The following is a 20614-nucleotide window of genomic DNA, read 5'->3' as shown; positions in this document are numbered from 1 at the left end:
GACCGCCGGGCGTGGTGAGGTCGGCCACATGACCGCAGAGGGTGCGCCCCGCGTCGAGCGGGACGGCGACGTCGTCCGCATCACCATGTGCCGCCCGCAGCGGCGCAACGCGCTGTCCCGCGAGCACCTCGGCCAGCTGCTGGCCGCCGTCACCGAGGCGGGGGAGAGCGACGCGACCGGCATCGTCCTCGGGGCGGAGGGGCCGGTGTTCAGCGCCGGGCACGACTTCGCCGACGTCCTCGACGCACCGATCGCCGACGTGCGCAGCCTGCTGGCGCTGTGCACCGAGCTGATGGGGACGCTGCAGGAGGTGCCGCAGGTCGTCGTCGCGCGGGTGCACGCCCTGGCCACCGCGGCCGGGTGCCAGCTGGTCGCCTCCTGCGACCTCGCGGTGGCCGCGGAGTCGGCCGGGTTCGCCGCCCCGGGCGGCAAGGGCGGCTGGTTCTGCCACACGCCGATGGTCGCGATCGCGCGCAACGTCGGCCGCAAGCGCGCCATGGAGCTGGCGCTCACCGGCGACGTCATCGACGCGCGGACCGCGCTGGACTGGGGGCTGGTCAACCGCGTCGTGCCCGACGACGAGCTCGACGCAGCCGTCGACGAGCTGATGGCCCGTGCCACGCGCGGCTCGCGGGCCAGCAAGGCGTGGGGCAAGCAGACGATGTACACCCAGCTCGACCGGCCCGAGCGCGACGCCTACGCCGTCGCCGTCGAGGTGATGGCCGGCGCCAGCCAGCTCGACGGCGCCCGCGAGGGCATGCGCTCCTTCCTGGAGAAGCGCCCGCCCGTCTGGACCGATTAACCGCCGAGGTCCGCGCAGCCGGACTCGTGGGGGAGGACCGGCCGGAACGTGACCGACCAGCGGGCGCCGTCGGGGGTGGTCCACGGCGTCAGGGCGTTGGCCGAGGCGGCCGTGGCCAGGACGTCGGCCGCCTGCTGCCCGGTGGCGCTCACGCAGCTGATGCCCGGGCCGATCGGCGTGCCCGGCAGCGCCGGCCCGGGCCAGGCGACGTCGGGCTGCGGCAGCTCGGGATCGCCGCCGCGGTGGGGCGCGACGACCGCGGCCACCGTCTGCGGCACGTAGGGCTCGGCGGGCCCGGCGGTCAGGCCGGTCAGCTCGTCCTGCAGGTCGCGCAGCCGCGCCCGCGCCTCGGCCTGCTCCGCGGTCAGGGTGTCGTCGGGGGTCTCGGCCAGCGCGTACACCTCGCGGACCGTGGTGCCCTCGTCGGTGGTCAGCGTGAAGCGGGTGGTGGGCGCGTCGGCCACCGGCGGCTCGCCGAGGTCGCCGTCCTCGGCCACGCCGGCCTCGACGGCGCGGCCGACCAGGTCACGCACGGTGGCCTCGTCGACCCGCTGCACCTGCACGTTGGGCAGCGCCGGCGACGGCCAGATCTCGATCTGCGGGCCCTGGGTCAGCACCCGCCCGTCGCCGTAGACGCTGACCAGGGGCAGCCGGGTGGCCAGCTCCTCCGGGGAGGTGAACCCGCCGGTGTAGGCGACCTGCAGCACGAGGCCGGAGGGCAGCGGAGCGGACGAGGACGACGGCGAGCCCGCGTCCGCTCCCTCCTGCGCGCACGCGGCCAGCACCAGGGCGCAGCCCAGCAGGGCGGCCGCGCGCACCGTCGACGTCGTCGTCACGGTCCTGCGACGCGTGACCGGGCTCGGCGGTTCCCGTCGTGACCCGACCGGTACCGTCGGCGCCCGTGCGCCTGGTCATCGCCCGTTGCTCGGTCGACTACATCGGTCGGTTGACCGCCCACCTGCCCATGGCCCCGCGGCTGCTGCTGGTCAAGGCCGACGGCTCGGTGTCGGTGCACGCCGACGACCGGGCGTACAAACCGCTGAACTGGATGAGCCCGCCGTGCTCCCTGAAGGACGAGCTGGTCGACGGCGCAGGCACCTGGACGGTCACCAACAAGGCCGGTGAGCAGCTGGTCATCACCATCGAGTCGGTCGAGCACGACTCCGCGCACGAGCTGGGCGTCGACCCCGGTCTGCAGAAGGACGGCGTCGAGGCCGAGCTGCAGCGGCTGCTCGCGCTGCACGTGGAGACCTTCGGGCAGGGGTGGCAGCTCGTCCGCCGCGAGTACCCGACGGCGATCGGCCCGGTCGACCTGCTCTGCCGCGACGCCGACGGCCGCACCGTGGCGGTGGAGATCAAGCGGCGCGGGGAGATCGACGGCGTCGAGCAGCTGACCCGCTACCTCGAGCTGCTCAACCGCGACCCGCTGCTCGCGCCGGTGAAGGGCGTGTTCGCCGCGCAGGAGATCAAGCCGCAGGCGCGGGTGCTGGCCACCGACCGCGGGATCGACTGCGTGACCGTCGACTACGCCGTCCTCAAGGGGACCGACGACCCGACGCAGCGGCTGTTCTAGCGATCTCCACCAGACGGTCGGCCACCTCGGCCACCGGGGCGCGGGGGTCGATCTCCACGTCCGCCGTGGCGCGCAGCAGCGGCTCCACCGCCGCGACGTCGGCGAGGACCCACTCCCGCTCGGCCCCGCTGCGGCCGAAGCCGTTCGTCGTCCGGGTGGCCAGCCGCTCGAGCAGCACGACGGTGTCCTCGCGCCACAGCTGCTCGTGCCGGGACTCCGTGGCGGACCACACCTCGACGCTGTAGCCGCCGTGGTCGGTGTCGACGACCCCCGGTGGCCCCGCCGGGCCAGCTCGGCCAGCGCCGTCGAGGTGCCGGACCCGGACATGCCGGTGACCAGGACGGCGACCACCCCCGGACCGTACCGGCGGAGCCGGGGACCGGCGGGAGGACCGGGCGGTCCGGGTGGGAGACTGCGCGGGTCCAACGGACGGGAGGAGATGGCAGCGTGGCCAGAGAACTGACCGAGGTCGGCGTGGTGGGGCTGGGCACCATGGGTGCGGGCATCGCCGAGGTGCTGGCGCGCGCGGGCCTGTCGGTGACCGCCGTGGAGATCAGCGACGACGCGCTCGAGCGCGGCCGCGGGCACGTGGTGCAGTCCACGGACAAGGCGGTGGCGCGCGGCAAGCTGGAGTCGGCCGACCGCGACGCCATCCTCGGGCGGATCCGGTTCAGCACCTCGCTGGAGGACCTGGCCGCCGCCGAGCTGGTCATCGAGGCCGTCCCGGAGCGGATGGAGCTCAAGACCGACCTGTTCGCGAAGCTGGACAAGATCTGCCCGCCGGACACGATCCTGGCCACCAACACCTCGAGCCTGTCGGTGACCGAGCTGTCGGTGGCCACCGGCCGGCCGAGCAAGGTCATCGGGATGCACTTCTTCAACCCGGCGCCGGTCATGAAGCTGGTCGAGGTCGTGCGGACCGTCGTCACCGAGCCCTCGGTCATCGCCGACGTCGAGGCGCTGGCCGAACGGCTGGGCAAGGTCGACGTGACGATCGGTGACAAGGCCGGCTTCATCGCCAACGCGCTGCTGTTCGGCTACCTCAACCACGCGGTGTCGATGTTCGAGAACCGCTACGCCAGCCGCGAGGACATCGACGCGGCCATGCGGCTGGGCTGCGGCCTGCCGATGGGCCCGCTGGCGCTCATGGACCTCATCGGCATCGACACCGCCTACGAGATCCTCGACACGATGTACAAGCAGTCGCGCAACCGGCTGCACGCGCCCAGCCCGGTCATCAAGCAGATGATGACCGCGGGCCTGCTGGGCCGGAAGTCCGGCCGCGGCTTCTACACCTACGCCGAGGAGGGCTCGGCCGAGGTCGTCGCCGACGAGCACACCCCGTCGGCCGGCGGTGCCGCCTCCGGCGCCCGCCCGGTCTCGCTGGTCGGCGTCGTCGGCTCCGGCACGATGGCCACCGGCATCATCGAGGTCGTCGCCAAGGGCGGCTACGACGTGCTGTTCCAGGCCCGCTCGCCGGAGAAGGTCGAGGCGGTCACCGCGGCGCTGCGCAAGTCGCTGGACAAGCAGGTGGCCCGCGGACGGCTCGACGAGGCCGGCCGCGACGAGGTCCTGGGCCGCGTGCGCGGCACGACGTCGCTGGACGACCTCGCCGACCGCGACCTGGTCATCGAGGCCGTCGTCGAGTCGCTGCCGGTCAAGCAGGCGCTGTTCGCCGCCCTCGGGGAGATCACCAGGCCCGGCGCCGTCCTGGCGACGACGACGTCGAGCCTGCCGGTCATCGAGTGCGCCAAGGCCAGCGAGCGCCCGGCCGACGTCGTCGGCCTGCACTTCTTCAACCCCGCGCCGGTGATGAAGCTGGTCGAGGTGGTCAGCACCATCGCCACCGCGCCCGACGTGGCCGCCACCGCGCACGCGGTCTGCGCGCAGCTGGGCAAGCACGCGGTTTCCTGCACCGACCGCGCCGGGTTCATCGTCAACGCGCTGCTGTTCCCGTACCTCAACGACGCGGTGAAGATGCTCGAGGCGCACTACGCGACCGCCGACGACATCGACGCCGCCATGAAGGTCGGCTGCGGGTACCCGATGGGCCCCTTCGAGCTGCTCGACGTCGTCGGCCTGGACGTGTCGCTGGCGATCGAGCGGGAGCTCTACACCGAGTTCCGCGAGCCCGGCTTCGCGCCGGCGCCGCTGCTCGAGCACCTGGTCACCGCCGGCTACCTCGGCCGCAAGACCGGCCGCGGGTTCCGGGACTACTCCCGCCGCTGAGGCAGTGCCTCGGCGGGGACGACGCAGCAGCGGGGGGCGGCCGGGGAGCCGCCCCCCGCTGTCGCGTCCCGATCCGGTCGAGGAGGCCTCCGACGGCGACTGGGTCGTCCGCCGGGTGACCGGGGCGGCCACCGGCAAGACCTACCGCTGCCCGGGCTGCGACCAGGAGATCCGCCCCGGCACGCCGCACGTGGTCAGCTGGCCGGCCTACGCCCGCGACTCCGACCTCGAGCCGTGGGACACCGACTCCGCCGCCGACTGGCGCCGCCACTGGCACACCGCCTGCTGGGCGGCCCGCGACCGCCGCCGCTAGCTGAAGGACCACCCTGCCCCCCACCGCTCGCAGGCTCGCGGCGGGTCCCTGCAGGGAGGCCATTGACCGGAACGACTACGCCATCTGCGCGAACACCACGACGTTGTCCTCGTAGCTGCGCGCGGGGCGGTCGAAGTCGCCGCCGCAGGTGACCAGTCGCAGCTGCGCGTCCGCCGTCGGCCCGTAGACGGCGTCGGTGGGGAAGGCGTCCTTGGGGTGCCGCTCGACCCGGCTCACGGTGAAGGTCACGGTGCTGCCGTCGGCGCGCTCGACGAGCACCTCGTCCCCGGCGGTGAGCTCGCGCAGGCGGGCGAAGACCGCCGGTCCCCGGGAGGAGTCCACGTGCCCGGCGAGCACCGCGGGGCCGACGTCGCCGGGTGCCGGGCCGCCGGCGTACCAGCCGGCCGTCGCGAAGTCCGCCGGTGCCGCCAGCGCCCCGGTGGTGTCGAGGCCGAGACCGACCAGGCCGCTGTCGAGGCCGATGGCCGGGACCCGCACGCGCGTGGGTGGCACCGCGGCCGCGGCCGGCTGCTGGGCCACCTCGATCGGTCCCGGGACGGTCGCCGTCGCGGCGGCGGCCTGCGGCGGAGGGGCCGGCCGGGCCAGGGCGACCGCCCCCGCCGCCAGGACGAGGACGGCGAGGACCAGCCGCAGGACGCCGAGATGGGGCCAGCGGGGGGCGCGGTGCCGCGACCGGCTCCGGGCGGCGCGGTGGCGGGCCGCCCGCGTCACCGGCGTCGGCGGCCGGCGGCGTGCCGCCCCGGGTCCCGGGCCGCCGTGGTCCGTGTGGTGAGCAGGAACAGCCCGGCCCCGCCGGTGAGGACGACGCCCGCGGCCGTGGCGACCAGCGGCAGGGACGAGGAGCCCGCCGTGCCGCCCGCGCCCGCCTCGACGCCGCCGGCCGGGACCACGCCGGGGCTCGCGGCGTCCAGCGCGGTCCGGACGGTCAGCCCGCCGCCGGGCCGGTCGAGCACCAGCACGCTGTACACCGACCCGGCGGCCACCTCCACGGGCAACTCGGTGGCCTCGCCGCCCTCCGGCGTCACGGTCACCGACGTGCCGCCCGCGGGGACGTCGACGTAGCCGGTCGTGTCGGCGAAGGCCAGGTCGGTGGCGACGGCCGGCCCGCCCGGGACCGCGACGTCGAGGGTGTGCGCCCCGGCCGCCGCGGCGATGACCCGCAGCCGTGCGCTGCCCGCGGGCGGCGGGGTCAGGTCGTCCTCGAGCACCTCCAGGGCGAGGTCGGCGAAGGGACCGACACCGGCGACCGTGCGGGCGCTGTCCGCGCCGACCTGCACCGTCGTGGACAGCACCGGCGGGCTGGCCGGGTCGGCGCCGGCTCCGCGCATGCTGATCGCATAGGTGCCGGGCGGCACCGACTGGTACTCCGACACCGTGCCGTAGCCCACCGCGGGGAACACCTGGCCGGCGGCGGGGTCGGCCACCGAGTCGACGTAGACGTCGACGGCGGGGGTGTCGGGGGACAGGTGCGCCAGCCGGAGCAGGCCGCCCTCGGCCGCGCCGGCCGTCGTCAGGGGCAGCCCGGCGACGGCCGCCGTCATGGCCACCACCGTGAGGACCCGGCTCGTCCTGGTCACGCGCACCTCCGTGCAGGTCGGATCCGCGGCGGGGTGCCGCAGGGTCGTCGGGGGATCACCCAACGTCTACCCCGTGCGCGCCGGACCCGCACCCGCGGGGTGCCGCCGGGCGCGCCGTCAGCGGGTGGCGGCGCCGACCAGGGCGTCGGGGCCGCTGACGTAGCGGAAGGACACCAGGACGCCGGTGTCGGTCACCTCGACGTCGTCGGGCGCGAAGGGCGGCAGCTGCGCGGCCAGCCAGGCCCGCAGCCGCTCGGTGGCCGTGGGGTCGCCGGGCACCGGCGCGCCCCCGACTGAGTCGACCAGGACCCGGCGGGCCGGCAGCGCGGTGCCCTCCTCCCCGGGCAGAGAGCGGAAGGCCGCGATGCCGACGCCGTCGGAGGCCGTCACGGCGGCCAGCACGCCCAGCAGCCGCGGGTCGACGGCGGCCTCCCGCAGCACCTCTCCGGCCGCGCCGTCGGCCCGGGTGGTGGGGTTGGCGAGCAGCGCCTGCGCCAGCGACCGCCGCCGGTCCAGCTCCTCGGCGGTCGGCTCGGCGGGCGCGGGGTCGACGACCAGCAGCCGGCTGCCGTCGCCGGGCCGGTCGAAGGCGGCGACGACCCGCGCCCCCTCCGGAGCGGTCCCGACGACGGCGAGCAGCGTGCCCGCCGGGACGCCGCCCTCGGCCGGCCGGAGCCGATCCGCCGGGACGCCGGTGCCGGTGAGCTCCCGCCGGACCGCGGTCGAGGCGGCCAGGTCGGTCGCCTCCGGCAGGGCCGCGTCGAGCCACGCGGTCACCGGGCCGCCGGCCGGGGCCGGAGCCGACGACGTCGCCACCGGCGCCGGGTCGGCCGCCCGCGGGGCGTCGTCCCCGAGGGCGGCCGGCAGCAGGCCCGCGCCACCCACGAGGGCGGCGAGCCCCAGGCCGAGCAGGGACCCGCGCACGGCGGGGCGTCGCAGGCCGGACGGCTCGGCGCGGTGCCGGTGCCGGCGTCGCCGGGGGCTCCGTGCCCGTGGGACGTCCGGACCGGCGGGATCCGGTCCGGCGTCGTCTGGCACGTGTCCTCCCTACCGCGCTCCGGCCCGCGGCGCGCGGGAAGGGCGGGGGAGCGGGAGGTCAGCGACGCCCGGGGACCGCGGGCTGGCCGCCGGTGTCGTTGGGACGGCCGGCACCCACGGCGGGCTGCACGGCGGTCGGGGGACCCTCGGGCTCCGGCGCGGTCTCGGACGGCTGCGGCAGGCGGGAGGACCCGCCGGCGTGCCGGCCATCGTCCTGGCCCGCGCTGTGCACCGGCCGGATCTGCTGCGTCTCGGTGGGGGAGGGACCCTCGGGCCGCGACTGCGCCGGCTGTTGCTGCACGGCCGGCTGGGTCGGCGGCGCCGTCGGCCGGGTGGGCTGCCGGGCGGCCGCGGCTTCCCCGGCGGGGGCGTCGGCGGGACGGGCGTCGGCGGGACGGGCATGCGGCGTCGGGCGCGGCGGCACGGCCTGCCCGCCGGTCTGCGGACCGACCGCGCGCTGCATCCCGGTCTGCGGCCCGATGGCGGGCTGCACCAGCGTCTGCGGCTCCCCGGAGGGGCGGCCGACGGGCGGCTGCACCGCCGTGGGCGGCTCCTGGGCGTCGCGGCGCGCCGGGACCTGGTCCTGCGGGGCATCGGCCGGCTGCTGCGGCGCGGCCGGCGGGCGCGGGGCCTGCTGTTGAGCCGGCTGCTGGGGGCCCTGCTGCTGCGGAGCCTGCTGCTGGGGGCGCTGCTGCTGCGGGGCCGACTGCTGCGGCTGCGGGCGGTCGGCCAGGTCGGGCAGCGCGGACAGCACGCGCCGGGCCTCGGTGAGCCGGGCGGTGAGCTCGTCGCGCACCCGGCGGACGGCGGCGGCGCGCGCCTCGGCCTCCCCGACGACGGCGGCCGCGTGCGCCTCGGCGGCGGCGACGCGCTCCTGCGCGGCACGCACCGACTGCTGGTCGCGCTCCTCCTCGATGCGGGCGGCCTCGGCGCGGCGGGCCCGCTGCGCGATCTCGAAGTCCTCCTCGATCTTGGCGCGGCGGGCCTGCGACTCGGCGTCGAGCCGGGCGACCTTCTCCTGCGCCTTGGCCACCAGCTCGTCGGCGCGGATCTGGGCCTTGCTGGCGATCTGCTCGGCGTTCTGGCGGGCCTCGGCGAGCATCCGCTCGACCTCGGCCTGGCCGGCGGCGTGCCGCTCGAGCATCGCCCGCTCCTCGGCGGCGGTCTGCTCGCGCAGCGCGCGGGCCTCCTGCTCGGCGGTCGCGCGGATGTCGGCGGCCTCCTCCTCGGCCAGCCGGAGCATGTGCGAGATGCGCTCGCTCATGTTCTCGAAGGTGGCCGGGCCCTGGTTGGCGGCCTTGCGACGCAGCTGGTCGATCTCCGCGTGCATCGACGAGAGCTGGCCGGCGAGGTCGGCGGACCGGGTGACCGCCGCGTCCCGGTCGGCCAGGGCCACCCGGATGTCGGCCTCGAGGCGCTCGATGGTCTCGGCCACCTGGTGGCGGTCGTAACCCCGCAGCACCACGTCGAACGAGTGCTGCGCCTCGCGCATCGGCAGGAGGTCGCGGCGGGGATCGGTCATGCGGTCATCCTCGCAGAGTCGGGGGAGGGTCGTCACCGTGTCGGGACCGGTCCGGCCGTGCGCCGTGCGTCGTCCGGGATGGTGCCCGTGCGCCCCGGACCGCGCCCCGTCGCTCAACGAGGCGGTCCCCCCGGGGTGCCCGGGCGCCGTGGCCGGCGCCCGGGCAGCGGCGTTGCTACACGCCGCGGAAGCGGTTGATCGCGGGCAGCAGCCGCTCCCGCTTCTCGGTGTCCTTGACGCCGAGGCCCTCCTCGGGGGAGAGGGTCAGCACGCCGACCTTGCCCTGGTGCAGGTTGTGGTGGACGTCGTAGGCGGCCTGCCCGACCTCGTCCATGGCGTAGGTCTTGGACAGGGTGGGGTGGATGAGGCCCTTGTCGATGAGCCGGTTGGCCTCCCACGCCTCCTTGTAGTTGGCGAAGTGCGACCCGACGATCCGCTTGAGGTTCATCCACAGGTAGCGGTTGTCGTAGGAGTGCATGTAGCCGCTGGTGGAGGCGCAGGTGACGATCGTGCCGCCCTTCTTGGCGACGTAGACGCTCGCGCCGAAGGTCTCCCGGCCGGGGTGCTCGAAGACGATGTCGACGTCGTCGCCGCCGGTCAGCTCGCGGATCTTCTTGCCGAAGCGCTGCCACTCCTTGGGGTCCTGGGTGTCCTCGTCCTTCCAGAACCGGTAGCCCTCCGCGGAGCGGTCGATGACCAGCTCGGCACCCATCGAGCGCACGATCGCGGCCTTCTCCGGGCTCGAGACCACGCAGACGGGGATGGCGCCGCCGTTGAGGGCCATCTGGGTGGCGTAGGAGCCCAGCCCGCCCGAGGCGCCCCAGATCAGGACGACGTCGCCCTGCTTCATGCCCGCACCGTTGCGGGAGACCAGCTGGCGGTAGGCGGTGGAGTTGACCAGCCCGGGGGCGGCCGCCTCCTCCCAGCTCAGGTGCGCGGGCTTGGGCATGAGCTGGTTGCTCTTGACCAGCGCGAGCTCGGCCAGGCCGCCGAAGTTGGTCTCGAAGCCCCAGATCCGCTGCTGCGGGTCCATCATCGTGTCGTCGTGCCCGGCCGGGTCCTCCAGCTCCACCGACAGACAGTGCGCCACGACCTCGTCGCCGGGCTTCCACTTGTTCACCCCCGGGCCGACCTTGAGCACGACGCCGGCCAGGTCGGAGCCGACCACGTGGTAGGGCAGGTCGTGCCGCTTGGTGAGGTCGTTCTGCCGGCCGTAGCGCTCGAGGAACCCGAACGTGGACACCGGCTCGAAGATCGACGTCCAGACGGTGTTGTAGTTCACCGAGGAGGCCATCACGGCCACGATCGCCTCACCCGGGCCGAGCTCCGGCGTCGCCACCTCCTCCACGTGCAGCGACTTGCGCGGGTCCTTCTCCTTGGCCGGCATGCCGGCGAACATGTCCTGCTCGTCCTTGCGGACGAGGACCGCCCGGTAGGACTCCGGCACCGGCAGGCCGCCGATGTCGGCCAGCTGGTCGGCGAGGATGGCGTCCCTGATCTCGTTCACGCGGTCTCCCGGGTCTTCGTCGGCTCGGAGGGCGGAGGGGTGCGGCGCAGGTTACCGACCGGTAACCGGCGGGGGTCGGGGTGGTCCGGGGAGGCTCCCCGGACCGTCAGTGCGCGGCGCGGGCGGGCTCGACGAGCTCGACCAGGACGCCGCCGGCGTCCTTGGGGTGCACGAAGTTGACCCGGCTGCCGGAGGTGCCTCGCCTCGGGACGTCGTAGAGCAGTCGCAGGCCGCGCTCGCGGAGGGTCGCGCTGACCGCCTCGACGTCGTCGACGCGGAAGGCCAACTGCTGCAGGCCGGGGCCCGAGCGGCCGATGAACTTGGCGATCGTCGACTCCGGCGTCAGCGGCGCCAGGAGCTGGATGCGGGTGTCCCCGGAGCCGACGGCGAGCATCGCCTCGCGGACGCCCTGCTCCTCGTTGGTCTCCTCGTGCACCGACCGCACGCCGAAGGCCTGCGCGTAGAAGGCGATCGCCTCGTCGAGGTCGGGGACGGCGATGCCCACGTGGTCGATCGTGGTGAACAGCTCGGCGGGCAGGCCCGCGGGCGCGTCAGCGGTCACCGCGCCATCCTGACGCAAGACGTCTGAGACGACTCCTGCGGGTGGCGGTTCTCACACCCACGGGCCGCCGCGGCGGTCCGACCGGTGGGGGTGCCACCGGGCCCGTCGACCCGGTTGGAGAACCGATCTATCCTGGCCTGCAGCCCTACAGCCGTGGCCCTCGCGGCTGCGGCCCGACCCGTGGTCGCCAGCGTCGGCGACGCGCTCCTGGAGGCAGCATGTCCCGCTCGGTCATCGTCGGCGGCGCCCGGACCCCCATGGGCCGGCTCCTCGGCTCGCTCAAGGACTTCTCCGCCGCCGACCTCGGTGGCGTCGCGATCAAGGCGGCGCTGGAGCGCGCGGGCATCACCGGCGACCAGGTCGACTACGTGATCATGGGCCAGGTCATCCAGGCCGGCGCCGGGCAGAACCCCGCCCGCCCGGCCGCGGTCGCCGGCGGCATCCCGATGACCGTGCCGTCCTTCACCCTCAACAAGGTCTGCCTGTCCGGCCTCGACGCCATCGCGCTGGCCGACCAGCTCATCCGCGCCGGCGAGTTCGACGTCGTCGTCGCCGGGGGCATGGAGTCCATGACCCAGGCGCCGCACCTGCTGCCGAGCTCGCGCACCGGCACGAAGTACGGCGACGCCACGCTGGTCGACTCGATGGCCCACGACGGGCTGAGCGACACCTTCGACCAGGTCGCCATGGGCGTCCTCACCGAGCAGGCGAACGCGAAGTACCAGCTGACCCGCGAGGAGCAGGACGCCTTCGCCGCCGAGAGCCACCAGAAGGCGGCGCGCGCGGCCAAGAACGGGGTCTTCGACGAGGAGATCACCCCCGTCCTCATCCCGCAGCGCAAGGGCGACCCCATCGAGTTCCGCGAGGACGAGGGCATCCGCGCCGACACGACGGTGGAGACCCTCGCCAAGCTCCGGCCGGCCTTCGCCAAGGACGGCACCATCACCGCCGGCACCGCCTCGCAGATCTCCGACGGCGCCTGCGCGGTCGTCGTCATGTCCGCGGAGAAGGCCGCCGAGCTGGGGCTGACGCCGATCGCCGAGATCGGCGCGCACGGCGTCGTCGCCGGGCCCGACGCCACGCTGCAGAGCCAGCCGTCGCGGGCGATCCAGAAGGCCTGCGCCCGCGAGGGCATCGACCCGAAGGACCTCGACCTCGTCGAGCTCAACGAGGCCTTCGCCGCCGTCGGCATCGTCTCCACCCGCGAGCTCGGCATCGACCCGGAGAAGGTCAACCCCAACGGCGGGGCCATCGCGCTGGGCCACCCGGTCGGCATGAGCGGTGCCCGCATCGTGCTCGACCTGGCGCTGGAGCTGCGCCGCCGCGGCGGCGGCGTCGGTGCCGCCGCGCTGTGCGGCGGTGGCGGCCAGGGTGACGCGCTGATCCTGCACGTGCCCGCCTCCGCGTGACCTCCGACGGCCTGGCCGTCCAGACGTCCGGCCCCGTCGCCCCTCGCGGGCAACGACTCTCCCGCCGCGCCCGGCGCGCTGTCGACGTCCCCGACCTGGTCGCCCGCGCCCGCGACGGCGAGGCCCGCGCGGTGGCGCGGCTGGTCTCGCTGGTCGAGGACGCCAGCCCCGTGCTGCGCGAGGTGGCCGCGGCGCTGGCCCCGCACACCGGCCACGCCCAGGTGCTCGGCCTGACCGGCTCGCCGGGCGTCGGCAAGTCCACGACGACGACGGCGCTGGTGCGGGCGCTGCGGGCCGCCGGCAAGCGCGTCGGGGTGCTCGCCGTCGACCCGTCCTCGCCGTTCTCCGGCGGGGCGCTGCTCGGCGACCGGGTGCGGATGCAGGACCACGCCGGCGACCCCGGGGTCTACATCCGCTCCATGGCCTCCCGCGGGCACCTCGGCGGGCTGGCGTGGGCGACCCCGCAGGCGCTGCGCGTCCTCGACGCCGCCGGCTGCGACGTCGTGCTGGTGGAGACCGTCGGCGTCGGGCAGTCGGAGCTGGAGATCGCCTCGCTGGCCGACACGACGCTGGTGCTCGTGGCGCCGGGGATGGGCGACGGCATCCAGGCGGCGAAGGCCGGCATCCTCGAGGTCGCCGACGTCTTCGTCGTCAACAAGGCCGACCGCGACGGCGCCGACTCCACCGTGCGCGACCTGCGGTACATGCAGTCCCTGGGCGGGCGGCACGCCGGGCCGGGCGCGTGGCGGCCGCCGATCTGCCGGACGGTGGCCTCCCGCGACGAGGGCATCGACCGCGTGCTCGAGCGGATCGAGGAGCACCGCCGGTGGCTCGCCGAGACCGGCGAGGGCGCCCGCCGCCGCGCCGAGCGGGCCGCCCGCGAGATCGAGGCCATCGCGCTGGCCGGACTGCGGGCGCGCATGGGCGAGGTGCGCGGCTCGGCGGCGCTCGCCGCACTGGCCGGCGAGGTGGTGGCGGGGGAGACCGATCCCTACCGCGCGGCGGACCGGCTCCTCGCGCAGCTCTGATCTTCCCCGGGCAGACTGGCCCGGGTGAACGGGCTATCGCAGTGAACGGCAAGGCGGACGCCGTCGTCGTCGGAGCGGGACCCAACGGCCTGGCCGCCGCCCTCCGGCTGGCCGCCGCAGGCCTGCGGGTGCAGGTCGTCGAGGCGGCGGGGAAGCCGGGCGGCGGCATGCGCACCGAGGAGCTGATGCGGCCGGGGTACCGGCACGACGTCTGCTCGATCGTGCAGCCGATGGCCGCGGCGTCCCCGTTCTTCCGCGAGTTCGACCTGCCCAGCCGCGGCGTCCGCCTCGTGCAGCCGGAGGTCAACTTCGCGCACCCGCTCGACGGCGGGCGTGCCGCGGTGCAGTACCGGTCGCTGGAGGCGACGGCGGCCGCGCTGGGCCCCGACGGCGATGCCTACCGCCGCCTGTTCGAGCCGCTCGTCGAGCACGGGCAGGACGTCGTCGACTTCTTCCTCATGTCGGCGCTGCGCCGGCCGCCGACGCGCAGCGTGGCCGAGGTCGTGAAGTTCGGGCTCAACGGCCTGCCCAACGTGCGGTGGCTGGCCAACCGGTTCTTCGAGACCGAGGGCGCCCGCGCGATGCTGGCCGGGGCCGCCGCGCACGGCATGCTCGACCTCAGCCAGCCGCTCACCTCCGCGCTCGGGATGCTGCTGACGATGCTGGGCCACCACGTCGGCTGGCCGCTCGTCGAGGGCGGGTCGCAGAACCTCGCCGACGCGATGGTGACCGCGCTCGAGCAGCAGGGCGGCGAGGTGGTCACCGGGCACCACATCACCGACCTGCGCGAGTTCGACGGCGTGCCGGCGGTGCTGCTCGACACCGCGCCCGAGGCGTTCGTGACGATGGCCGGCGACCGGCTGAACGAGGGCTACCGCCGATGGGTGCGGCGGTACAAGCACGGTGCCGGCGTGTTCAAGGTCGACTGGATCCTGTCCGAGCCGGTGCCGTGGACCAACCCCGAGGTCCGCCGCGCCGGGACGCTGCACATCGCCGGGACGCTGGAGGAGACCCTCGCGGGGGAGCGGGCGCCCAACCGGAACGAGATCACCGACCGGCCGTACGTGCTCGCCGTCCAGCCGACCGTGCCCGACCCGACCCGCGCGCCCGACGGCGGCCACGTCTTCTGGGCCTACGTGCACGTGCCGCACGGCTCCGACGTCGACATGACCGCGGCCATCGAGGACCAGATAGAGCGCTTCGCGCCGGGCTTCAAGGACACCGTCGTCGACCGGGCCACGAAGAACGCCGTCCAGATGGAGGCGTGGAACCCCGCCTACATCGGCGGCGACATCTCCAACGGCCAGGCGACCCTGCGGCAGATGCTCTTCCGCCCGGTGCCCCGCTGGAACACGTACAAGACGCCGGTGCCGGGCGTCTACATGGCCTCGTCGGCCACCCCGCCCGGGCCCGCTGTGCACGGCGCCTGCGGGGACAACGCCGCCCGCGTGGCGCTGCGCGAGGTGTTCGGCGTCCGCGAGGTGCCCCGCCTCCGCCCCGCCGCCTGAAGCTGCCGCGTCGCATCTCGGCGCCGAGATGCGTCTGGTCGCGGTCACTCAGGGCGCATGGCCGCATTCAGGCGGATCTCGGTGCGTCGAGGAGCCGTCGCAGGCGCGCGACGAGGGCGTCGGGCCGGTGCAGGTCGGTGGCGGTGACGAAGACGACACGCCATCCGGCCGCGGTGAGCCGGTTGAGGCGCCGGCGGTCGGCACGGAACTGTGCGGGGTCGCCGTGCCACGCGCCGTCGTACTCGATCGCGATGCGGTGCTCGGGCCACGCCAGGTCGACCCGCGCGACGAACCGGCCGCCGTCGCGCACCACGTGCTGCGCCACAGGAGCGGGGAGTCCCGAGCGGACGAGCAGCAGGCGCAGGCGGGTCTCCTGCGGCGACTCGGCCAACCCGTCGGCGACCGCGGCCACCTGCCGGACCTGGCGGCAGTCCCGTCCGGTCAGTCCGGCGGCCGCAGCGCGGACGGCCGCGAGGTCGACCCTGCCTGACCGCACGAACCGGTCGAGGTCGGCCACCGCGTCCTCGACCGGACGGCGGCGAGCGAGGTCCAGCGCCGTGCGCACCGGCGTGGTCACCCGCGTCCCGTGGCGGACGGTGGTCTGGTCCGCCGCGAGGGCCCTGCGGGTGAGCGAGACGCCGGCGACCGCGCCCGCGCGGCAGGAGACGGGGACGGTGAGGGTGACGACGTCGTCGCGGTCGGCGAGGTCGACGCCCCGGAGGACCGCGGCGCTGCGACCGCTGACCACCGCACCGGGCAGGAGGAGGCGCGCCGCCGCGTGCGCACGTAGGCCGTGGTCGACGTCGGCCGTGGTGCAGGCGTAGACGTCAGGGAACAGTCGCCGCCAGGCGGAGGTCCGCAGCTGCGCCGGTGTCAGGAGCCCCGCCCTCACGACGAGCGACCCGCGGAACACCTTGCCGTTCAGCTCAGGCGGGCGCGTGGGTGGGCGGGACACGGGTGGGGATGGTGCCGCGACCGGCTCGGCAACCGCTCCGGTTGTCCACAGCCGCGGACCGAGATGCGGCTCCTGGTGGTCATGGACGCTCGATGGCCGCGACGAGCCGTATCTCGGTGAGTGGAGGGGATGTGGGACACGCGGGAGGTAGCGTCGGGCGCATGGTCCGGGCGCTGGGGCTGCCGTTCGACCCGATCGAGCGCGCGGGTGAGACCTGGGAGCACCGCTTCGGGCCGGCGTCGGCGATGCGCGCGGCGACGTCGGTGTTCCGGGTCCAGCAGATCCTGCTCGCCCGCTTCGACGAGGTGCTGCGCCCGCACGGGCTGACCTTCGCCCGCTACGAGGTCCTCGTCCTGCTGACCTTCAGCCGCACCGGCCAGCTGCCGCTCAAGGTCATCGGCAGCCGCCTGATGGTGCACCCGACCAGCGTCACCAACGCCATCGACCGGCTGGTGGCCGCCGGGTTCGTCGACCGCCGGCCCAACCCCGCCGACGGCCGCGGCGTGCTGGCCGGCATCACCGACCGCGGGCGGGCGGTGGTCGACGTCGCCACCGACCAGCTCATGGCGCTGGACTTCGGTCTCGGCGACCTGCCGGAGGCCGAGCGGGCGACCCTGTTCGACCTCCTCAAGCGCGTCCGCATCGGCGCCGGCGACGTCGCCGATGTCGATCCCGCCCCGTCCGCCGAGGGCTGACACCGCACCCGCCGGCCGGTGGGATCATGGGGGCATGCAGCCCACCCGTCCCGGACGCCCCGACCCGCGCGCGCAGGCCCAGCAGGCACAGCTGGCCGCCTCCCTGGCCGGCGCGGTCGACCTCGCCGCCGTCAAGGCGCGCTCCGAGGCCGCCGCGCGGGCCCAGGCCGCTCCGCCGCCGAGCGCCGCGGCCCCCGCGGGCGCGCCCGGCTCGGCCGTCGTCGACGTCACCGAGGCCACCTTCCAGACCGAGGTCCTCGACCGCTCGTTCCAGGTGCCGGTCGTCCTCGACCTGTGGGCCGAGTGGTGCGGCCCGTGCAAGCAGCTGTCCCCGGTCCTCGAGCGGCTGGCCGCGGAGGGCGGCGGCTCGTGGGTGCTGGCCAAGGTCGACGTCGACGCCAACCCGGCGCTGGCCCAGGGGCTGCGCGTTCAGGGCATCCCGGCGGTCAAGGCCGTCTGGCAGGGCCAGCTGGTCGCCGAGTTCACCGGCGCCATCCCCGAGGAGCAGGCCCGCCAGTTCGTCACCGAGCTGGTGCGCGCCACCACCGGCGGTGCCGTCCCCGGGGCGGAGGAGGGCGAGGACGAGGGCCTCGAGGACCCCCGCCTGGACGCCGCCGAGGCCGCGCTCGAGCGCGGTGACCTGGAGGCCGCCGAGGCCGCCTACGCCTCGATCCTCGAGACCGAGCCCGAGCACCCGGTCGCCGGGCTCGCGCTGCGCCAGGTGCAGCTGTTCCGCCGCGCCGACGCCGCCGGCCCCGACGCGCTGGCCCGCGCCGACGCCGCCCCCGACGACGTCGCCGCCCAGACCCGCGCCGCGGACTTCCTGCTCGGCACCGGCGACGTCGAGGGCGCCTTCACCCGCCTGGTCGACGTCGTGCGCCGCACCGCCGGCGAGGACCGCGAGCAGGCCCGCAAGCACCTCGTCGAGCTCTTCGGCGTGGTCGGCGACGCCGACCCCCGCGTCGTCGCCGCCCGCCGCCAGCTGATGCTCGCGCTGTACTGAGGCTCAGACCCCGACGTCGCAGCTGGCCGCGCCGTTGAGGAAGCCGGCGCGGAACAGGTCCACCAGGCGGAAGCCGGTGAGCTCGGTGTCGGCCAGCACGTCGGGGTCGTTGCCGTACTCGAGCAGGAACTGCACGCTCTCGTCGATGTCACCCGGAGAGATGGTGACCGACTCGAGCTGGCCGTTGTAGACCTGCGCGGAGTACCAGCCGGTCAGGCACACCGCCGACTGCAGCGCGGCCGTGTCGTCGGTGGACAGGTCGAGCTGGTCGCGGGCCGACAGCGCGTACGGGATCGCCACCCCGGTGACGACGGCGTAGTCGCCGATCTCGTACGCCTGCCGCGCGAAGTCCCCGTCATAGGCGACCAGCGGGTCGCCGCCGTCCCCGCCGTCGGGGCAGTAGACGAGCGCGACGTCGGAGGGGGCGCAGTCGGGCGGGCTGCCGGTGCTCTCCAGCTGCGGCGCGGTGAAGCTGCCGCCGAGCACCTGCTCGAAGGCGCGGGTCCAGAACTCCGGCAGCGAGTTGGCGATGATGCTCTCGGTGTCGGGGAACGGGGCGTTGCCGCCGCTCTCGAAGTCGGCGTCGGACGTGAACTCGCCCTGGGTGAAGACCCGGTCGGGACCGTAGTTGTCGCGACAGGCCCCGGCGCCGTCGTCGAAGCCCTCCTGGAAGCCCGAGACGCGGTCGAAGTACGAGCCGTGCGCCTGCTGCTCGCCGGTGCCGGTGCCCACCGGGTCGCGCAGCAGGAAGTAGCCGGCCAGCAGCTGGTCGAGGTCACCGGTGTCGACGGAGGAGAACTCGGCGTTGCCGTCGGCCACCCACGCCGTCCACGCGCCGGCCAGGCAGTCGGCCTGGGTCTCGGTGGCGATCGAGGTCTCCGGGTAGCCCACGCGCGCCTGCACGGCGTGGCCGAACTCGTGGGCCATCACCAGCTGCGGCAGCACCTCGCCGTACCGGGAGGCCAGCTCGCCGAGGAAGGCGCGGTCGTAGCTGATCGAGTCGGAGTTCGGCACGCCACCCTGCGAGCAGTAGAAGGCGTTGTTCTCCAGGTCCCGCGGATCGGTGCCGCAGCCGATGCCGTCGGGGTAGAGCGACGGGTCGACGTCGTCGGGGTCGACGCTGAAGAACCCGCCGGTCAGCGGCGGGAAGGTCTGCCCGAAGACGTCGGGGAAGGTGTCCGACCAGAAGGTCTCCAGGTCGGCCAGCGCGTTGCGCGCGAGGGTGTCGATGGGCCCGTCGGTGGCGCCGACGACGGTCACCGTCCCGTCGTCGACCGACGCCGACGGCGCGCCCCGGGAGCTGGGCTGGCCGATCACGACGTAGGAGCACGCCGACGTCAGCAGGACGCCGAGTGCCAGGAGCGCGGTCAGCGCGCCCCGCGAGCGCGGGAGGGTGTCCATCGCAGGCCCCGTACCCGGGACCGGCCTGCGTGAACGCCGACGGCGCCCGCCCCACGCCGGGGCGGGCGCAGCCCGGGACTACAGGCCGATCTCGCAGCCGGCGCCGCCGTTGAGGAAGCCGTCGCGGAAGGCGTCGACCATCTCGAAGCCGGACAGCTCGGTGTTCGGGAAGACGCCGTCCTCCTGGCCGTAGGTCAGCAGGAAGACCGCCGCCTCGTCGACGTCACCGGGGGAGAGCTGGCCGACGTCGGTGAAGTCGCCGGTCCAGAACCGGCCCGCGTACCAGCCGGTCAGGCACACCGCGGAGCTGGCGGCGGCGGCGTCGTCGATGGACAGGCCGAGCTGGGCCCGCGCCGCCTGGGCGTAGGCGAGGGAGACCGCGGTGGCGACGGCGAAGTCGCCGATGCCCTCGTAGGCCGGGCCGAGCAGGTCGGCCTCGTCGACGTAGACGGTGCCGTCGGCCTCGCAGTAGCCGAGGTCGCGGTCCTCGGCGCCCATGTCGCCGCAGTCGGGGGCGGTGCCGTCGAAGACCTCGATGGTCGGCTCGGTGAAGTCCGCGCTCAGACCCGGGAAGACCTGGTCGTAGAACAGCGGCAGCGTCGCCGCCACCAGGCCGGAGATGTCCTCGTAGGGGGCGTTGCCCTCGTTGTCGAAGTCGGCCTGGGTGGTGAACTCGGTGGCGGTGAACAGCCGCTGCTCGGTGAAGTCGTCGCGGCAGGTGCCCACGCCGCCCTCGAACCCGGCGTAGAAGCCCGACAGCCGGTCGAAGCCCGACCCGTGGGCGCGGTCGTCGTCGGGCGCGAGACCCACGGGGTCGCGCAGGCCGATGAAGCCGAGGACCACCTGGTCGAGCTCGGAGACGCGCAGGGCGATGTGCTCGGCGTTGCCGCCGACGACCCAGCGGGTGAAGGCGCCGGCCAGGCAGTCGGCCTGGGTCTCCACGACGATCGTCGAGTCGGCGAAGCCGAACCGGCCCTGCATCGCGTGGCCGATCTCGTGCGCCATGACCGCCGGGCCGAGGTAGGGCCCGTTCTCCGCGCTGAGCTGCTCGAGCAGCGCCCGGTCGTAGGCGACGACGTCGCAGTTGGGGTCGTAGTGCGCGTTGTTCGCCACGCCCTCGGGGTCCTCCGGCGCCCGCGCGCAGCCGATGCCGGTCTCCGGGTAGGCGGACTCGTCGATGTTCGTGGAGTCGACGGAGAAGTAGCCGCCGCTGATCGGCTCGTACGGCTCGCCGAAGTACTCCGGGTAGGCCTGGCTCCAGAACGTGTCGAGGTCGGCCAGGGCGTTGCGCGCCAGCCGGTCGGTCTCGGTGTCCGCGGCACCGGTGATCGGGAACGCGTCGGCGGTGACGTCGACCGGCACGCTCGGCCCGCGCGACGCGGCGCCGACGACGGTGCTCGAGCACCCGGTGAGCAGCACACTGCCCACCGCTGCCGCGACTGTCACGCGGCGCAGACCATGCCTCATCGGA

General features: G+C 75.0%; 20 protein-coding genes. 9 read left to right on the top strand and 11 right to left on the bottom strand.

Features of this window, described 5'->3' with window-relative positions; translation table 11 throughout:
• The first annotated feature begins 28 nt into the window (after positions 1 to 28).
• Entirely contained in the window at positions 29 to 802 is a 774-nt protein-coding gene (locus tag FN207_RS14355; protein WP_142459170.1) for an enoyl-CoA hydratase-related protein, read from the top strand.
• Here FN207_RS14355 and FN207_RS14350 read toward each other — a convergent pair.
• Positions 799 to 1638 carry a hypothetical protein gene (locus tag FN207_RS14350; RefSeq protein WP_221888202.1) on the bottom strand — a complete coding sequence of 280 codons (840 nt, stop codon included), beginning with the start codon at positions 1636 to 1638 and terminating at the stop codon, positions 799 to 801. The two genes, FN207_RS14355 and FN207_RS14350, sit on opposite strands and share 4 nt — an antisense overlap.
• A 65-nt stretch (positions 1639 to 1703) precedes the next feature.
• Here FN207_RS14350 and nucS point away from each other — a divergent pair, with 65 nt between their 5' ends.
• On the top strand, positions 1704 to 2375 hold the full coding sequence (nucS, locus tag FN207_RS14345) for an endonuclease NucS (RefSeq protein ID WP_110905420.1): 672 nt from the start codon (positions 1704 to 1706) through the stop codon (positions 2373 to 2375).
• Here the strand turns inward: nucS and FN207_RS14340 are convergent.
• Positions 2338 to 2607 (bottom strand): hypothetical protein, encoded by a 270-nt coding sequence (locus FN207_RS14340; RefSeq protein WP_221888201.1) that lies wholly within the window; start codon positions 2605 to 2607, stop codon positions 2338 to 2340. The genes nucS and FN207_RS14340 overlap by 38 nt on opposite strands.
• 215 nt (positions 2608 to 2822) lie before the next feature.
• On the opposite strand from FN207_RS14340, the gene FN207_RS14335 reads away from it, so the two are divergent.
• On the top strand, positions 2823 to 4604 hold the full coding sequence (locus FN207_RS14335; protein ID WP_142459169.1) for a 3-hydroxyacyl-CoA dehydrogenase family protein: 1782 nt from the start codon (positions 2823 to 2825) through the stop codon (positions 4602 to 4604).
• A gap of 115 nt (positions 4605 to 4719) precedes the next feature.
• Entirely contained in the window at positions 4720 to 4917 is a 198-nt protein-coding gene (locus FN207_RS14330; protein ID WP_246066059.1) for a hypothetical protein, read from the top strand.
• A gap of 75 nt (positions 4918 to 4992) precedes the next feature.
• On the opposite strand, the gene FN207_RS14325 is transcribed toward FN207_RS14330, so the two are convergent.
• From FN207_RS14325 to mce, 6 genes are all read right to left on the bottom strand, one after another.
• Positions 4993 to 5649 (bottom strand): class F sortase, encoded by a 657-nt coding sequence (locus FN207_RS14325; RefSeq protein ID WP_246066058.1) that lies wholly within the window; start codon positions 5647 to 5649, stop codon positions 4993 to 4995.
• On the bottom strand, positions 5646 to 6515 hold the full coding sequence (locus FN207_RS14320) for a DUF4397 domain-containing protein (protein WP_246066057.1): 870 nt from the start codon (positions 6513 to 6515) through the stop codon (positions 5646 to 5648). The genes FN207_RS14325 and FN207_RS14320 overlap by 4 nt, the downstream gene beginning before the upstream one ends.
• 117 nt (positions 6516 to 6632) lie before the next feature.
• Complete coding sequence (locus FN207_RS14315; protein ID WP_142459168.1) at positions 6633 to 7439, bottom strand: hypothetical protein; 807 nt, start codon at positions 7437 to 7439, stop codon at positions 6633 to 6635.
• Between the two features lie 172 nt (positions 7440 to 7611).
• Entirely contained in the window at positions 7612 to 9075 is a 1464-nt protein-coding gene (locus tag FN207_RS27310) for a DivIVA domain-containing protein (RefSeq protein WP_142459167.1), read from the bottom strand.
• 175 nt (positions 9076 to 9250) lie between these two features.
• Entirely contained in the window at positions 9251 to 10582 is a 1332-nt protein-coding gene (gene ccrA / locus FN207_RS14305; RefSeq protein WP_142459166.1) for a crotonyl-CoA carboxylase/reductase, read from the bottom strand.
• A 106-nt stretch (positions 10583 to 10688) separates the two neighbouring features.
• Positions 10689 to 11144, bottom strand: a complete 456-nt coding sequence (gene mce, locus FN207_RS14300) for a methylmalonyl-CoA epimerase (RefSeq protein ID WP_142459165.1) — start codon at positions 11142 to 11144, stop codon at positions 10689 to 10691.
• A 218-nt stretch (positions 11145 to 11362) separates the two neighbouring features.
• Between mce and FN207_RS14295 the strand changes: the two genes are divergently transcribed.
• From FN207_RS14295 to FN207_RS14285, 3 genes are read left to right on the top strand one after another with little or no spacing between them, the layout of a single operon-like run.
• Positions 11363 to 12553, top strand: coding sequence for an acetyl-CoA C-acetyltransferase (locus FN207_RS14295; RefSeq protein WP_142459164.1), 1191 nt, complete (start codon positions 11363 to 11365; stop codon positions 12551 to 12553).
• Complete coding sequence (gene meaB / locus FN207_RS14290; RefSeq protein WP_142459163.1) at positions 12550 to 13581, top strand: methylmalonyl Co-A mutase-associated GTPase MeaB; 1032 nt, start codon at positions 12550 to 12552, stop codon at positions 13579 to 13581. The genes FN207_RS14295 and meaB overlap by 4 nt, the downstream gene beginning before the upstream one ends.
• A 41-nt stretch (positions 13582 to 13622) precedes the next feature.
• Positions 13623 to 15089 (top strand): phytoene desaturase family protein, encoded by a 1467-nt coding sequence (locus FN207_RS14285; protein WP_142459162.1) that lies wholly within the window; start codon positions 13623 to 13625, stop codon positions 15087 to 15089.
• Between the two features lie 67 nt (positions 15090 to 15156).
• Here the strand turns inward: FN207_RS14285 and FN207_RS14280 are convergent, their stop codons facing one another.
• Positions 15157 to 16044: a PDDEXK family nuclease gene (locus FN207_RS14280; RefSeq protein ID WP_142459161.1), complete on the bottom strand. Its 888-nt coding sequence runs from the start codon at positions 16042 to 16044 to the stop codon at positions 15157 to 15159.
• A gap of 161 nt (positions 16045 to 16205) precedes the next feature.
• Here FN207_RS14280 and FN207_RS14275 point away from each other — a divergent pair, with 161 nt between their 5' ends.
• Both FN207_RS14275 and FN207_RS14270 read left to right on the top strand, forming a co-directional pair.
• A complete protein-coding gene (locus tag FN207_RS14275) occupies positions 16206 to 16739 on the top strand; it encodes a MarR family winged helix-turn-helix transcriptional regulator (RefSeq protein WP_142459160.1) in 534 nt (177 codons plus the stop codon).
• 34 nt (positions 16740 to 16773) lie between these two features.
• A complete protein-coding gene (locus FN207_RS14270) occupies positions 16774 to 17742 on the top strand; it encodes a tetratricopeptide repeat protein (protein ID WP_142459159.1) in 969 nt (322 codons plus the stop codon).
• A 3-nt stretch (positions 17743 to 17745) separates the two neighbouring features.
• On the opposite strand, the gene FN207_RS14265 is transcribed toward FN207_RS14270, so the two are convergent.
• On the bottom strand, positions 17746 to 19143 hold the full coding sequence (locus FN207_RS14265; protein ID WP_142459158.1) for a neutral zinc metallopeptidase: 1398 nt from the start codon (positions 19141 to 19143) through the stop codon (positions 17746 to 17748).
• A 78-nt stretch (positions 19144 to 19221) separates the two neighbouring features.
• The gene (locus tag FN207_RS14260) at positions 19222 to 20589 is read right to left on the bottom strand and encodes a neutral zinc metallopeptidase (protein ID WP_142459157.1); all 1368 of its coding nucleotides are present in this window, start codon (positions 20587 to 20589) and stop codon (positions 19222 to 19224) included.
• Between the last annotated feature and the right edge of the window lie 25 nt (positions 20590 to 20614).

Source organism: Geodermatophilus aquaeductus (assembly GCF_900182545.1).
Lineage (GTDB): Bacteria > Actinomycetota > Actinomycetes > Mycobacteriales > Geodermatophilaceae > Geodermatophilus > Geodermatophilus aquaeductus.
This window is presented reverse-complemented; position numbering and strand designations above follow the sequence as displayed.